A 13,159-nucleotide genomic window follows, 5' to 3' on the forward strand; every position below is an offset into this window, starting at 1 on the left:
AACCCAATAGTATGAGCAGGGTTATGAACCCTGCTCATACTTGGTTTGTTCTACTAAACGGTTAGCTTTTCATTGTTAGATGGAAATTTAACCGTTCAGTAGAACAATAATAGATATAGGGGTGATTCAATGCGCGCTGTTAACTGGAATAAAAAGGAAGATGATTTCAGTTTAATGTTTTGGAAGCAAAACATCGCTCAGTTTTGGACAGAAGAAGAAATCGCGGTTTCTTCTGACAAAAATACTTGGGTGCAATTATCGAAAGAAGAGCAAATTGCTTATAAGCGTGTATTAGGTGGTTTAACACTTTTAGATACGAAACAAGGTGGCGAAGGAATGCCACTTGTACTTGTTCATCTTGAAAATTTACAAGCGAAAAGTGTATTAGCTTTCATGGGAGCTATGGAAGAAGTACATGCGAAAAGTTATAGTCACATTTTCACAACATTAGCTACAGAAGAAGAAATTGATGATATTTTTGACTGGGTAGACAATCATCCGTTACTTGAGAAAAAAGCTGGTATTATTACTAGTTACTATCGTCGTTTATTAAAGCCTGAAGTAACGAAAAAAGAGTTATACATGGCAATGGTAGCAAGTGTGTTCTTAGAAAGTTACTTATTCTATAGTGGATTTTTCTATCCACTTTACTTAGCTGGTCAAGGTAAACTGACGGCAAGTGGTGAAATTATTAACCTTATTATCCGTTAACTTATGGCGGCTTTTGGTAGAGATACCAATTGAAAAACCCTTTTAATTGCTGGGACCCCCTATTGTAAATTTATCTGTATTATTATTGATGAATATATGCATTCAGGTTATTCTCTAACTATCAATAGATGGAAAGGAGAATAGCTGATAGGGCAATCAGCAGCGAAGCCTTTATCTAGCGATAACATGTACGGAATTTACTATTTAAAAATCAATGGGAAGTATTATATTGGTAAAGATGTGAACGTTTCAAATTTAAAACGAATTAGGGAACATATGTGGATGTTAAAGAGTGGTACACATTATAATAGGTATTTACAAGCAGTATACTGTAAATATGAATCCACTTTAGAATATGGAATTCTAGAGGAAATAGAATGTTCATTGGAAGAATTGAGTGAGATTGAGCAACAGTATATTTGGCTGTATGATTCTTATAATAATGGCTATAACTTGACGTTAGGCGGAGAAGGATTGGGTGGAATTAAATTCACTGAAGAACAATTAGAGAAGAAAAGGCAACGTGTTATAGGTGAAAAAAATCCACAATCAAAAATTACAGATGCACAATTTTTTGAGATTGTAGAACTACTAAAGTGCGGAAAGACAAATCCAGAAATTGCTGATATGTATAATCTTCATCCTAATTATGTATCTTTAATTCGACATAAGAAACGTTATAAATATCTTTGGGGAAAAGTGCAAAATTATATGCCGGTTAAATCTGAACACCAACTGAAAACAAGGGGACGTGTGACTCTTGAAATGTTTTTGGATATCGTTCAGATGCTACAAGCCGGTGAATCTAATGCATCCATTGAAAGAAAACATGGGTTATCGAGCGGCACAGGAAGCCGTATCAGACATCGAAAACTGTATAAACAGTGGTGGGTGCGATACGTAGATAAAGGAACGTTCAACGACTATCCCAATGGCGGTGAAATTCCGCAAGAGGAGTAGGGCCAAGCGGTGGGTGAGAATCCCTTAAATCGAAATGGAGGGCTACCTGAGAAGGTAGATGATATAGTCTCTTCTTACAGGAAACTGTAAGCTGTATAAACGGCATAGGAGTAGCGAACTTATGTGAAGGTAAAGGATGAGTCAATTCACGGCGTATTCGTCGGTATTTTAGCACAACAAATCTTCGCAGAACTTTCTGCAGAAGAGCAACAAGAAGTGCAAAAAGAAACACAAGAGTTATTAATGGAACTATATGAAATTGAAATGGCCTATACAGAAGAAATTTACACTTCTATCGGTCTTGTAGAAGATGTAAATCGTTTCGTTCGTTACAATGCGAATAAAGGGCTTATGAACTTAGGACTTGAGCCGAAGTTTGAAGAAGAAGAAATTAACCCAATCGTTTTAAATGGTTTACGTACAGATACGAAAAACCATGATTTCTTCTCTGTAAAAGGAAATGGTTACGTAAAAGCAACGAACGTTGAAAAGTTAGCTGACGATGACTTCGTGTTTAACTTTTAATATAGGATTATAAAGAAAAACTGTCTTATTCATTGATAAGACAGTTTTTCTTTATAATTTTGTTTACATAACACTATTATTTTTGTATAGCGATTTATATTTGGGAAGTTCTATTCGTTTAACGGATAGAACTTTTTTGTAATTAAATGGGTATTTACAAACTTTTTGTATCGGTGTATTATTTAACTAGTACACTAATACAAAAGGAGGGAAGAAATGAAAATAGAGTTTTCTCCAAATACACCAATTTACATTCAGGTAATGGAATACATAAAAAAAGAGATCGTAACAGGACATTTATTACCTGGTGATAAAATTCCCTCTGTCCGTGAATTAGCGAGTGAATTACAAGTGAATCCAAATACGATTCAGCGTACATTTCAAGAGCTAGAACGGGATGGAGTTGTTGTCACACGTAGAGGAATGGGACGGTATGTAACGAATGAAGGGGAGAAAATTATGGAGCTGCGAAAAGAGATGGCGAAAGAATTACTTCATTCTTTTATAGATGGAATGGACAATTTAGGTTTTTCAGAAGAAGAAATTCTTACAATTCTTCGTTCTTCATTACATGATAAGAGGGAGGAGAGCCAATGACAGAGCTATTGAAAATAGAAAACTTATGGAAGAGATACGGATTAAAAGCAGTGATCCGTGAATTAAACATAGAGATTACGGAAGGGAAAATCGTTGGGCTTGTTGGAGATAACGGGAGCGGGAAAACGACGTTATTGAAAATGATTGCAGGCTTGCAACACCCTTCTGAAGGTAGTATTACAATAGACGGTAAAAAGGTAGGGTTACAGACGAAAGAAATTGTTTCATTTATGTCCGATAAGCCAATCTTTGATGATTGGATGACTGTAAAAAACGCTTTATTTTTCTATCGAGATTTTTATAAAGACTTCGATATTCAAAAAGCGGTAGATACGATTGCAGAATTTAAAATACCGTTAGAAGAAAAAATTACAGCATTGTCAAAAGGTATGGTTGAGAAGTTGCAGATTATTTTAACGTTTTCTCGAAAAGCGAAGCTATATGTACTGGATGAGCCATTGGGCGGGATTGATCTTGTTTCTAGAGAACATGTACTTGAGTTAATACTTAAATTTTATCGTGAAGATTGTACGCTACTTATATCGACTCATTTAATAAGAGAAATCGAAAATATATTCGATGAAGTAATCTTTTTGAAAGATGGAGAAATAATAATGCATGAAAATGTGGAAGAACTACGATTTCAAAAGGGTAAAGCAGTACATGAGCTGTTTAAGGAGGCCTATGAGAAATGAGTCAGCTTTTTCTTTATCTATATAATTGTAATAAGAGAAAGATAGCCATTATTTACTTTGGTTTTATTACAGTTTCATTAATTCTTTTATTTAATATGAAAGGAGTTTCAGGAGTTAGAATTTCAGGTAGGCAAGATATAATTATTATTATATTCTTTATCGTACTAGGTATAAATGGATTTGCAATTCTTTTAACAGGTATATCGTCTTTTCGGAAAATGTTAAAAAACTCTATGCTACGTTATACTTCTATTTCAGCAAAAAAGTATATATGTGCAAATAGTTTATTCTGTGTACTACTCTTTATGATTTTGCTAGGAATAGGAATCATTTTTCTATACTATTTTTCTTTAAATATTTACAATGGAAAAACTAATTTAGGTATTCAGCAAGCAATACACAGTTTATATAATTATGGAATATTACATCATATGTTATCTATTTTCTTATGGGGACTAGATTTTCTTAATATGCTAGTTTCTATTTATTTCATTATAGTAATTGTAAAACTATTAAATGTGAAATCATCTATGAATAAAGTTGCTTGTTTAGTTTTATTCGTCATTTTTACCGCATTTAATGGAGGAATAACGTATATTTTTCAGCAAATAGAAAAGTATGTGTTTGCTATAAATAATATTGGATTTATAGATCAAAATGGTTTTTTAAATACATCATTTTATTCTGGTACAGAGGTTACAATTTTAAATCTATTTTTTAATTGTTTATTAACAATTATATTACTAGTAGTTACAGGTCACATAGTCGATAAAAAACTAGAAGTCTAAAGGAGGAATCAGCATTGGGAAACGTAGTAGTAAAGTTAGAGAATGTTCGAAAAAAGATTGGTGGAACGGAAATTATTCGTGGTTTATCATTTGAGGTTCGTGAAGGAGAAGTATACGGATTCCTTGGACCGAACGGTAGCGGTAAGACGACGACGATCCGTATGATGACAGGTCTTATTTCAATGACAGAGGGCGATATTACAATTTGTGGACATAGTATTCGCTCAGAGCGTGAAAAGGCACTAGAGCAAATTGGAGCGATTGTAGAAAATCCTGAACTATATGATTATATGACAGGGATGCAAAACTTAAAGCATTTTGCGAACATGGCCATTACACCAATTAGTAAAGAGCGCATTGCTGAGATTGTAAAGCTTGTTGAGTTAGAGCATGCGATTCATAAAAAGGTGAAAACATATTCACTTGGTATGAAACAACGTTTAGGAATTGCACAGGCATTACTGCATCAGCCGAAAATCTTAATTTTAGATGAACCGACAAATGGATTAGATCCAGCTGGTATTCGCCAAATTCGTGATTATTTACAACGTTTAGCGAAAGAAGAGAATATTGCTGTAATCGTATCAAGTCACTTATTGAGTGAAATTGAATTAATGTGTGATCGCGTCGTTATTATTAAACAAGGTGAGTTTGTACAAGAGTACAACTTACATGAAAAAGTGAAACATGATGAGGCAGTCGTTGTAGCGTTTGAAGTAGATGAAGTTCAGAAAGCAAATGAAATCATTAAAGGTAAAGCAAAAGGGAATGTAATTGTAGCATCTGTAACAAAAGACAACATTCCGCAACTTGTAAAAAAACTTGTTCATGCTGATGTGCTTGTATACGGAGTTACTGTTCAAAATAAAACGTTAGAGGATGAGTTCTTAGCGATTACTGGGGGAGTGAAAGCGTAATGTTTAAATTAATTCAAAATGAATTTTTAAAGTTGCATGCGAAAAAAGGTATGTATATTTTAATGGGTGTCATTGCGGCACTCGAAATTTTAGGTACTTTAGCAATGTTGAAGTGGGGAAAAGGTGATGAGTTTAAGGGATCATATTTAGATTATGCAAACTCAGAGATTGGCTTAATTGTTTTATTTACAACGATTTTTGGGATTACACTTGCTGCCCGTACTCTTACTGATGAGTTCCAAAAAGGTACAATTAAACAATTGTTAATCCGTCCAAGAAAAAGACTTGCAGTTTTATTTTCTAAATATATTACAGTGTTATTAGCAATGTTATTTATCGTATTAGCTGGTATGCTAATTGCAATGATTATTGGCGGTATTGTAATGGATGGTAGTAAAACAGAATTAACATTAGGAATCGTTATGAAGTCCACTTTATATCAACTACTTTCACCGTTCTTTTTTGCAACACTTGCATTTTTCCTAGCAAATGTCTTTAGAAAATCTGTATTACCATTAATTATTACGATGTTCCTATTCTTCTTACAAGGTGCAATTAATATGGTATTAATAATGTTTGCAAAAGGTGTAGCGAAGTTTGTAGTATTCAACCATTTGGATTTAAGAGCTTACGATAGTAATAAATTAATCAATGGTGGAATGGAACCAACATTTACAGAATTTACGTTTACAACTTCATTATTACTTGTAGCTGCATACTTTGTTGTGTTACTTGTAGCATCAAGTGCATTATTCCAAAAACGTGACGTATTATAATAAAAGAAATCCCCGCTTGTAAAAACGGGGATTTTTATTACATAAATTTCACTTGGATTGCAACTTGAAGAACAGCGATATGGTATTTTAAGAGCTATGTTGTTTGAAAGTAATTGAGAAAAATAGGAAGGGTTTCAACTATATTCATATTATAATGTAGTTATCCGACCATTTACTTTTACTATCTTTGGAGGTGTTCTATATGCACTATGCATTTTCACGTATAAGGCTACGCAGCTTTTTTGGATGGATGATTATAGGGGTGTTCCTTATAATGATACCATTAGGTCTAGCAAATGTTTCTGAGAATACGATGGAGGTTATTTCACAAATAACTGTATTTTTTGTATTTCCATTACTTTGGCTATACGTAAAAACAAATAAAAATAATATTGTATTTAACAGTTTTTTTGATAAGCCAGGACGTTTATCTTGGGGATTAATTGTATTAGCAACGATAATGGGGATGATTTTTTCAGTTGGCATATCTCAGATTCAATTTTACATATTAGCACATACGTTACCGAATTTCTTAGTTACTATGCTAGAAGACGGAAATGTTATTAATACGAGTAACGTATATATGACGATATTTACTTTCATTTCAGCATGTGTGTTAGCACCTATTATGGAAGAGGTTATTTTTAGGGGATTTTTCTTACAGCGAATGGCTCATAAATGGGGAATTAAAAAAGCTGTAATTATATCTTCAATTATTTTTGGCCTAGGACATTTTGATGTTATTGGTGCGTTCATGTTTGGTGTCGTTATGTGTCTTTTATACATAAAGACAAAAAATATATGGACGAATATAGCTGTGCACGCTCTAAATAATTTGATTGCAACAAGTATGCAATTTTTCGGTGGAGAAGAAAGTGGTACAATCTCAATTACTGAATTACAAGCGCAAAGTAATTTATGGATCGGTATCGGTCTTACAGTTGTTGGATTACTATGGTTAATTCCGTATGTTTGGAAACAATGGCGTACAGTAAAAGAAGTTGGCGTGCCACCAGTACGTTTTATAAATGAGCAAAAAGTAGTGAATTCATCACAAGAAAATGAAGTGTATAGTCAAGTGATCGTAACCGATAGATTGATGGCCATAGAGTTACCAGATGAGGCTGTAAATAAGCTTCGGTTAGAAGAAAATGATTATGTAACAGTAGCTGTAGAAGAAGATAAAATCGTTATAAAGAAAGCACATAATAGATAATTAAAAAGTAGCTCTTAGGAGCTACTTTTTAATTTGTAATAATTTCTACACGAAAATTATTACCGTTCTTGACATATTTAATATCTGTAACAGTGCGGACTGTCTTTAAAATCTCCACTTTTTCACCAATTCGCGGGATGGTCGGAACATTGTCCCAAATACCAAGCAAGTCATCTAATTGTGCCGTTTTTTCATAAAACCAGATTTTCAATGTAAAGCCCCTTTCTCGAATTTTATGTATTTTAATACATAATATATTATTTTTATTCTTATTGTAAGGGGTTTTTTTATAATTTATGAATAAAAATAAATTAATCTTCTGGGAAGATATGTTCAATATCAGGAGTAAGAGATACTTCTGATAATACGATATGAGAAACTGTCGTTGCATATGAAGAAACATCATTGATAAATTCTTCAAGTTCAACGAGTGAAGGAACAGAAATTTTTACAATGTAGCATAAGCTTCCTGTTACTCGGTAACAAAAACTTGCAGATGGATAAGACTGAATAAACTGTTGCATACGTGTTGTATCACCATTTTTTAAAGTGATTTCTAAAATACAATCTAAAACTAGTCCTGCTTTTTTATAGTCGATATCGATTGTATATTTTTGAATAACGCCTTCACTTTCAAGTTTACGAACACGTTCTGCAGTAGACGGAGCAGATAAGTTTACTCGTTTCGCCAATTCACGCATAGAAAGGCGACTATCATTATATAATTCATTTAAAATTTTTCGATCAACACGGTCTAGTTGCATTTGTAAATATACCTCCAGTAAAATAATGATTTTTGTAAAGGAAAAATATAAATTAAGATTCATATGAAATGTAAAGTGAACGTTATTTATTTTACAATAAAACAGAAGGAAATAGGAGGGGAAATGATGGAGAGAATTTCATTATCAAATGTAGGAGATACAAAGTTTCAAAAGTTATTAGGGCATAATTCGGATATATTACACTCGTGGAGTACGTTAGAAGATACACTGTACAATAAAGGGACTCTTTCAGCAGAGTTGAAGGAGCAAGTGAGAAGAACATTAGCGTATGGGAATGAATGTCCGTACTGTATGGCAAAGGGAAGACCTGATGATGTGCAAAAGGCAGAGGAGATTGGTGTAGCCGTTACTTTTGCGCATACATTTGTTCATGACCGAAAAGCAATAGATGATACTATGTTTCACGCTTTAAAACAATATTGGACAGAAAAAGAAATTGTAGAGCTTTGCGCCTATGTTTGCTTTATTACTGCGTCACAACAACTTGGTTTTCTATTTCAATTACAGCCAAATTAAGGGGGAAATGATGACAAATCAAATAGCACTTATCATAATCGATGTACAAAAGGCATTTCAATTACCAGATTGGGGCGAGAGAAATAATATTTTTGCTGAAGAAAACATGAGAATTTTGTTAGAAGAATGGAGAAAAAGGAAACGACCAGTTTTTCATATTCAACATGTAAATAAAGAAAATGCTCAGTCAATGTTTTATGAGAGAGCGGAAACGGTAAACTTTAAAGAAGAAGTGCAACCACTACTTGGTGAAGTGGTTATTCAGAAATTCGTTAACAGCGCGTTCATTGGGACAAATTTAGAAGAGCAATTAAGAAAGAACAAATGTAATGCAGTAGTGGTTGTAGGATTAACGACAAATCATTGCGTGGAAACTACGACACGAATGGCAGGGAATTTAGGATTTACAACATATTTAGTGAGTGATGCAACGGCTACTTTTAACCGTATAGGTTTAGATGGTAAAGAGTATAGTGCAGAAGATATTCACAATATGACACTTGTAAATTTACATGAAGAGTTTGCTACGATTGTGACGACAAAAGAAGTGTTAAAATTATTTTAAGAAAATAATTGCGAATTATGTAGAAAAAAATAAGAATATTTCGTATAATCTAAGTACAATCATTTTGAAAATAGGGGTGGCATCATATGGAGCAAATTTCAGTAAAGAAATTAGAAGAGGTACTTGTTGTAGCAGGGGATGATAAACAGAAGCAAAAGGAATTTTATGAATTGCTCTTATCTACTGAGTTTTATGTTGCTGGTTCACTAGAAGCAGAGGACGGGGCAACAGAAGGAATACTTCGTTTGCGTCATTTCCAAGGAGAAGGTAGATGGATCGTTCCGTTCTTTACACAAATGGAATTTGTAAAAGATGTGTTGCCAGAAGGAACGCCCCTTATTACGATACGTGGGAAAGAGTTATTTGGTAGCATTGAGAAAGATGCTACAGCTGTATTAAATGTTGGCACTGATATAAGTAAAACATTTATTCCAGAAGAAATTGCAGATATCGCATCTGGACGAATTTTTAATTATTATAAGTAAAAGGAAAAGCGTAATCGCTTTTCCTTTTACTTTTTAATTTGAATATGAAGTGGCTATACCAGAAGAAATAGAGACTGTTTTATTATTCGTGTTTATTGTCGCTGTAGCTCCAAGTGGAATACCGATGTTTGGACTTATATGTCCAATTGGTAAATCGAATAGGACAGGTATATGATATGGCGCGAAATATTCATATAATATTGTTTGCAATGATTGAGAGGGCTTTGAAGGAGTGCAGTCGTGACAACTTGTGAAAATAACGCCCCTGCATTCATTAAACTTTCCAGATAAAAGTAGCTGATTTAACATACGGTCAATGCGGTACGGTTCTTCACCAATGTCTTCAAGTAATAAAAGTGTATTGTTCGTAATTATCTCGTAGGGCGAGCCAATTATACTTGTTAACACGGCTAAATTTCCTCCAACTAACGTACTTGTAACTGTACTGTGAGAGCTAGGTACGATACATTCTGATGCAGATAAAATGGTTGAATACGGATGGAATAGCTGATTAAAAGAGGATAAAGATAGGGAATCAATGCCTTTTCCTAGCTCTTCAATCATCGGACCATGAAATGTTATAAGCTTTGCATAACGTGAAACAGCAGTATGTAAAGCTGTAATATCGCTATATCCCCAAAAGATTTTTGGATTTTGCCTAATAACTTCATATTGAATGTGAGGAAGAAGACGAGCACTTCCATAACCACCTCGTGCACAAAAAATTGCCTTCACTTCATTATTTGTAAATGCTTCATGTATATCGTCAAGCCGAACTTGATCACTTCCGGCTAAAAATCCATATTTCTCGTAAACACTCTTCCCGATTATTACGGATAACCCCATCTCTTGTAATACATTCACACCTTTTAATACACTTTCGATTGTAGGTGGACCAGATGGTGCAATAATCATTACTGTATCACCTTGTTTTAATGCATTTGGATAAATCATTAAGCTCAGCCTCCTTCTCTTTCAATATATTCGCTTCATATGAAGTTCAACCCTTGCAAAAGCAGGGGAAAGCTTATCAAATAAAGAAGATATAAAGGAAATAGGAGGGAAAATGATGTTTACAAGTCGAGTAACAGACATATTAAAAATTGAGTATCCCGTTGTTCAAGCCGGTATGGCAGGCGCGATTACGACGCCAGAACTTGTTGCAGCAGTAAGTAATAGTGGAGGATTAGGGACGCTTGGAGCCGGCTATATGAGCCCAGAACAAATTCGTGAAGCGATTTATAGAATAAGAGAACTAACAGATAAGCCTTTCGGTGTTAATTTACTTGTAACGAAAGAGATAGAAATAGAAGAAGAGAAGGTAAATGAGGCGAAAGTATTACTAAGCGGAGTGAATAGAGAATTAGGTATAGAAGTAGAAGGAACGTTAAAGCTTCCAAAAAGCTATAAGGAACAATTACAAGTGCTATTAGATGAAAAAGTACCGGTCGTTAGCTTTGCATTTCAAACGTTAGAAAAAGAAGAAATAAATGATTTAAAAAGAAGTGGAATAAAAGTTATCGGAACAGCTACCCATGTGAAGGAAGCGAAAGTACTTGCTGAGCTAGGAGTAGATATTATTATTGGGCAAGGTAGCGAAGCAGGAGGGCATAGAGGAACGTTTATTGGGAAAGAACGAGATGCTATGATTGGTACGTTTGCGTTAATACCTCAGTTAGTAGGGGTTATTCCGCATATCCCAATTGTCGCAGCAGGTGGTGTAATGAACGGACAAGGGCTTGTTGCGGCTTTGGCATTAGGAGCAGAAGGTGTTCAAATGGGATCAGCCTTTTTAACAAGTGAAGAGAGTATTACGCACGATGTGTATAAAGAAGCGGTTTTACATAGTACAGATACGAGCACAACTGTAACTCGTGCGTTTTCCGGGAAATATGCACGCGGTATTCGGAATGAATTTATAGAAAGGCATGAAGGAAAAGAAGAAGGGCTTCCGGTATATCCAGTGCAAAACGTATTAACTTCTAAAATACGCCAAGAGGCAGCGAAGCAAAATAAGGAAGAATATATGTCACTTTGGGCAGGACAGGCAGCATCATTGGCACGAATCGAATCAGCTCAGCATGTAGTGGAGCGAGTTATGAAAGAAGCGGCGAATGCAATCGAGCAATTACAAAATATATACAAAAAGACCACTTGAGTAATTCAAGCGGTCTTTTCGTTAGTTTGCTTTATAAAATTGTTGGATGGCTTCGTCGATGTAAACCCAGCCTTTCCAACCTAAGTGCATATGATCTTTTAAGAAGTATTTATCGTATTCATGATTTGAGAAGTCGGCAATTGGATAACCAGCTTTTTCAATTTGCTCATGAACTTTCTTATAGTATGCTTCGCGGCGTTCTTTCGGGAAGCCAGCGTAGTCGTACCAAGGACCTTTGACAGGAACAGAAATGAAGAGTGGTTTTGCACCAGATTGTTTTAATAAATCAAGTACAATTTGTAAATCTTTATATTCTGGCGATTGGTCATAAGCATCATTTTTTAAGTAACCTTCACGTTGCTTTAATTTTTTCTTAATTTTGCTATTGAAGTAACCATCTTCGATACCATATTCATTAGATCCAGATTCTGCTGCACCTGTTTGATCCGCATGTTTACGAGCCTCTTCCCAGTTCATTTGTTTTAATGAAGGATCGAGCTTCTCTTTGTGCGGTTTAATATTAAACATAGCTGTAAATAAATCTTTACGATCTAAAATGTTACGATAAATATAAGCGAAAGGTTTAGCAGCAAGTGCTTTTACTTTATACTTCGTATCATCATAAGCGATACCTTCAAGCGAAATTTTTAATAAAGTTTCTTTTTTTACAATCTCAAAGTTTAATAAACGCTTTGCAATTTGTTTTTTCATTTCAGGTTTTAAATCATTGTTGAAAATGAAGTGGTAACCTTGTTGTTTTGAAAAGTTAGGTGCAAAGTGCGTTTCGTCAATACCTTGTGGTACAAACCATTGCGGAGAAAGAACGAATACCATTTTCTTATCTTTCAATTGATCCATTGTAGATGCGAAGTTTAATACATGTACAAGGTCTTGTGTTCCGCCGCGTCCAAGAAGGAATGGCGTAAATCCTTCAGGCTTTACTTTAAAATAATTAGATGGATGGAAAGCATCCATACGTGCGAATTCCGATGAACCGTACATCGGAAGATATTTTGGATCTGCTAACATCTTTTGCTGTAAAATCATACTTTGAATTTTTTCTTCTTTTAAAGAAGTAGCAGCTTGTTCTACTTTTTCATCACTTAAAAGTGGAAGTAGGAAGCGCGTTGGAATAAGTAAGAATACAGCAAAAAGGGCCAATGCTAAAAGCATCGGACCAAATTTTGCTTTGTTCATCGGATTTCTTCCAACTTTTTAATAACCATGTTTGGTGTAGCCCACTCGTCACGGTCAAAATCAGAAATAGAAACTTCAATATCTAAACGCTCTTGGAATTCAACTAATAAAGATACTACAGCGAAAGAATCAAGGATACCTTCTTCAAATAATTGAACATCTAAGTTTTCTTTCACAATATCGTTTTCACATACTTCTTCTAAAATATCTAATACTTGCTCTTTGAATTCTGCCATTTTTAAAATCTCCTTTATATCCGAAATATATT

The 13,159-nt window shown here is 34.4% G+C and carries 16 protein-coding genes and 2 pseudogenes; 13 read left to right on the forward strand and 5 right to left on the reverse strand.

Annotation, left to right across the window (positions count from 1 at the left end):
• Positions 1–129: 129 nt before the first annotated feature.
• The 9 genes and pseudogenes from ACTFRM_RS03180 to ACTFRM_RS03220 form a co-directional block, all read left to right on the forward strand.
• A pseudogene (locus tag ACTFRM_RS03180) lies at positions 130–708 on the forward strand (ribonucleotide-diphosphate reductase subunit beta); the annotation flags it as partial.
• A 189-nt stretch (positions 709–897) separates the two neighbouring features.
• Entirely contained in the window at positions 898–1,671 is a 774-nt protein-coding gene (locus tag ACTFRM_RS03185; RefSeq protein ID WP_000274263.1) for a GIY-YIG nuclease family protein, read from the forward strand.
• A gap of 129 nt (positions 1,672–1,800) precedes the next feature.
• A pseudogene (locus ACTFRM_RS03190) lies at positions 1,801–2,196 on the forward strand (ribonucleotide-diphosphate reductase subunit beta); the annotation flags it as partial.
• A gap of 216 nt (positions 2,197–2,412) precedes the next feature.
• On the forward strand, positions 2,413–2,793 hold the full coding sequence (locus ACTFRM_RS03195; RefSeq protein WP_000687512.1) for a GntR family transcriptional regulator: 381 nt from the start codon (positions 2,413–2,415) through the stop codon (positions 2,791–2,793).
• Entirely contained in the window at positions 2,790–3,488 is a 699-nt protein-coding gene (locus ACTFRM_RS03200; RefSeq protein ID WP_000137744.1) for an ABC transporter ATP-binding protein, read from the forward strand. Before ACTFRM_RS03195 ends, ACTFRM_RS03200 begins: the two co-directional genes overlap by 4 nt.
• Positions 3,485–4,276: an ABC transporter permease gene (locus ACTFRM_RS03205; RefSeq protein WP_000080432.1), complete on the forward strand. Its 792-nt coding sequence runs from the start codon at positions 3,485–3,487 to the stop codon at positions 4,274–4,276. Before ACTFRM_RS03200 ends, ACTFRM_RS03205 begins: the two co-directional genes overlap by 4 nt.
• 14 nt (positions 4,277–4,290) lie before the next feature.
• A complete protein-coding gene (locus tag ACTFRM_RS03210) occupies positions 4,291–5,193 on the forward strand; it encodes an ABC transporter ATP-binding protein (protein WP_000528788.1) in 903 nt (300 codons plus the stop codon).
• Positions 5,193–5,969, forward strand: coding sequence for an ABC transporter permease (locus ACTFRM_RS03215; protein WP_000475456.1), 777 nt, complete (start codon positions 5,193–5,195; stop codon positions 5,967–5,969). Before ACTFRM_RS03210 ends, ACTFRM_RS03215 begins: the two co-directional genes overlap by 1 nt.
• Positions 5,970–6,171: 202 nt before the next feature.
• Positions 6,172–7,185 carry a CPBP family intramembrane glutamic endopeptidase gene (locus ACTFRM_RS03220; RefSeq protein ID WP_000558808.1) on the forward strand — a complete coding sequence of 338 codons (1,014 nt, stop codon included), beginning with the start codon at positions 6,172–6,174 and terminating at the stop codon, positions 7,183–7,185.
• A gap of 28 nt (positions 7,186–7,213) precedes the next feature.
• On the opposite strand, the gene ACTFRM_RS03225 is transcribed toward ACTFRM_RS03220, so the two are convergent.
• Positions 7,214–7,396 carry a DUF3913 family protein gene (locus ACTFRM_RS03225; protein ID WP_000707107.1) on the reverse strand — a complete coding sequence of 61 codons (183 nt, stop codon included), beginning with the start codon at positions 7,394–7,396 and terminating at the stop codon, positions 7,214–7,216.
• Positions 7,397–7,496: 100 nt separating this feature from the next.
• Positions 7,497–7,949, reverse strand: coding sequence for an Lrp/AsnC family transcriptional regulator (locus ACTFRM_RS03230; protein WP_001175498.1), 453 nt, complete (start codon positions 7,947–7,949; stop codon positions 7,497–7,499).
• 126 nt (positions 7,950–8,075) lie between these two features.
• Here ACTFRM_RS03230 and ACTFRM_RS03235 point away from each other — a divergent pair, with 126 nt between their 5' ends.
• From ACTFRM_RS03235 to ACTFRM_RS03245, 3 genes are all read left to right on the forward strand, one after another.
• Positions 8,076–8,486: a carboxymuconolactone decarboxylase family protein gene (locus tag ACTFRM_RS03235; RefSeq protein WP_000439756.1), complete on the forward strand. Its 411-nt coding sequence runs from the start codon at positions 8,076–8,078 to the stop codon at positions 8,484–8,486.
• 10 nt (positions 8,487–8,496) lie between these two features.
• Positions 8,497–9,051 (forward strand): cysteine hydrolase family protein, encoded by a 555-nt coding sequence (locus tag ACTFRM_RS03240; RefSeq protein ID WP_000184436.1) that lies wholly within the window; start codon positions 8,497–8,499, stop codon positions 9,049–9,051.
• An 86-nt stretch (positions 9,052–9,137) separates the two neighbouring features.
• On the forward strand, positions 9,138–9,536 hold the full coding sequence (locus ACTFRM_RS03245) for an SseB family protein (protein ID WP_000435265.1): 399 nt from the start codon (positions 9,138–9,140) through the stop codon (positions 9,534–9,536).
• A gap of 33 nt (positions 9,537–9,569) precedes the next feature.
• Here the strand turns inward: ACTFRM_RS03245 and ACTFRM_RS03250 are convergent, their stop codons facing one another.
• The gene (locus tag ACTFRM_RS03250; protein WP_000640079.1) at positions 9,570–10,490 is read right to left on the reverse strand and encodes a S66 peptidase family protein; all 921 of its coding nucleotides are present in this window, start codon (positions 10,488–10,490) and stop codon (positions 9,570–9,572) included.
• A gap of 115 nt (positions 10,491–10,605) precedes the next feature.
• Here ACTFRM_RS03250 and ACTFRM_RS03255 point away from each other — a divergent pair, with 115 nt between their 5' ends.
• Complete coding sequence (locus tag ACTFRM_RS03255; RefSeq protein ID WP_000495279.1) at positions 10,606–11,694, forward strand: NAD(P)H-dependent flavin oxidoreductase; 1,089 nt, start codon at positions 10,606–10,608, stop codon at positions 11,692–11,694.
• A 21-nt stretch (positions 11,695–11,715) separates the two neighbouring features.
• Here the strand turns inward: ACTFRM_RS03255 and dltD are convergent, their stop codons facing one another.
• Both dltD and dltC read right to left on the reverse strand, forming a co-directional pair.
• Positions 11,716–12,891 (reverse strand): D-alanyl-lipoteichoic acid biosynthesis protein DltD, encoded by a 1,176-nt coding sequence (gene dltD / locus ACTFRM_RS03260; RefSeq protein WP_121868152.1) that lies wholly within the window; start codon positions 12,889–12,891, stop codon positions 11,716–11,718.
• Entirely contained in the window at positions 12,888–13,127 is a 240-nt protein-coding gene (gene dltC / locus ACTFRM_RS03265) for a D-alanine--poly(phosphoribitol) ligase subunit DltC (protein WP_000807310.1), read from the reverse strand. Before dltC ends, dltD begins: the two co-directional genes overlap by 4 nt.
• Between the last annotated feature and the right edge of the window lie 32 nt (positions 13,128–13,159).

Source organism: Bacillus cereus group sp. MYBK227-1 (genome assembly GCF_051916325.1).
GTDB classification, from domain to species: domain Bacteria; phylum Bacillota; class Bacilli; order Bacillales; family Bacillaceae_G; genus Bacillus_A; species Bacillus_A cereus.

Bases quoted from the DNA above. Each gene is read 5' to 3' on its own strand.
- ACTFRM_RS03185 (WP_000274263.1), top strand. From the start codon at position 898: ATGTACGGAATTTACTATTTAAAAATCAATGGGAAGTATTATATTGGT.
- ACTFRM_RS03195 (WP_000687512.1), top strand. From the start codon at position 2,413: ATGAAAATAGAGTTTTCTCCAAATACACCAATTTACATTCAGGTAATG.
- ACTFRM_RS03200 (WP_000137744.1), top strand. From the start codon at position 2,790: ATGACAGAGCTATTGAAAATAGAAAACTTATGGAAGAGATACGGATTA.
- ACTFRM_RS03205 (WP_000080432.1), top strand. From the start codon at position 3,485: ATGAGTCAGCTTTTTCTTTATCTATATAATTGTAATAAGAGAAAGATA.
- ACTFRM_RS03215 (WP_000475456.1), top strand. From the start codon at position 5,193: ATGTTTAAATTAATTCAAAATGAATTTTTAAAGTTGCATGCGAAAAAA.
- ACTFRM_RS03220 (WP_000558808.1), top strand. From the start codon at position 6,172: ATGCACTATGCATTTTCACGTATAAGGCTACGCAGCTTTTTTGGATGG.
- ACTFRM_RS03230 (WP_001175498.1), bottom strand. From the start codon at position 7,949: ATGCAACTAGACCGTGTTGATCGAAAAATTTTAAATGAATTATATAAT.
- ACTFRM_RS03235 (WP_000439756.1), top strand. From the start codon at position 8,076: ATGGAGAGAATTTCATTATCAAATGTAGGAGATACAAAGTTTCAAAAG.
- ACTFRM_RS03240 (WP_000184436.1), top strand. From the start codon at position 8,497: ATGACAAATCAAATAGCACTTATCATAATCGATGTACAAAAGGCATTT.
- ACTFRM_RS03245 (WP_000435265.1), top strand. From the start codon at position 9,138: ATGGAGCAAATTTCAGTAAAGAAATTAGAAGAGGTACTTGTTGTAGCA.
- ACTFRM_RS03250 (WP_000640079.1), bottom strand. From the start codon at position 10,490: ATGATTTATCCAAATGCATTAAAACAAGGTGATACAGTAATGATTATT.
- ACTFRM_RS03255 (WP_000495279.1), top strand. From the start codon at position 10,606: ATGTTTACAAGTCGAGTAACAGACATATTAAAAATTGAGTATCCCGTT.
- dltD (WP_121868152.1), bottom strand. From the start codon at position 12,891: ATGAACAAAGCAAAATTTGGTCCGATGCTTTTAGCATTGGCCCTTTTT.
- dltC (WP_000807310.1), bottom strand. From the start codon at position 13,127: ATGGCAGAATTCAAAGAGCAAGTATTAGATATTTTAGAAGAAGTATGT.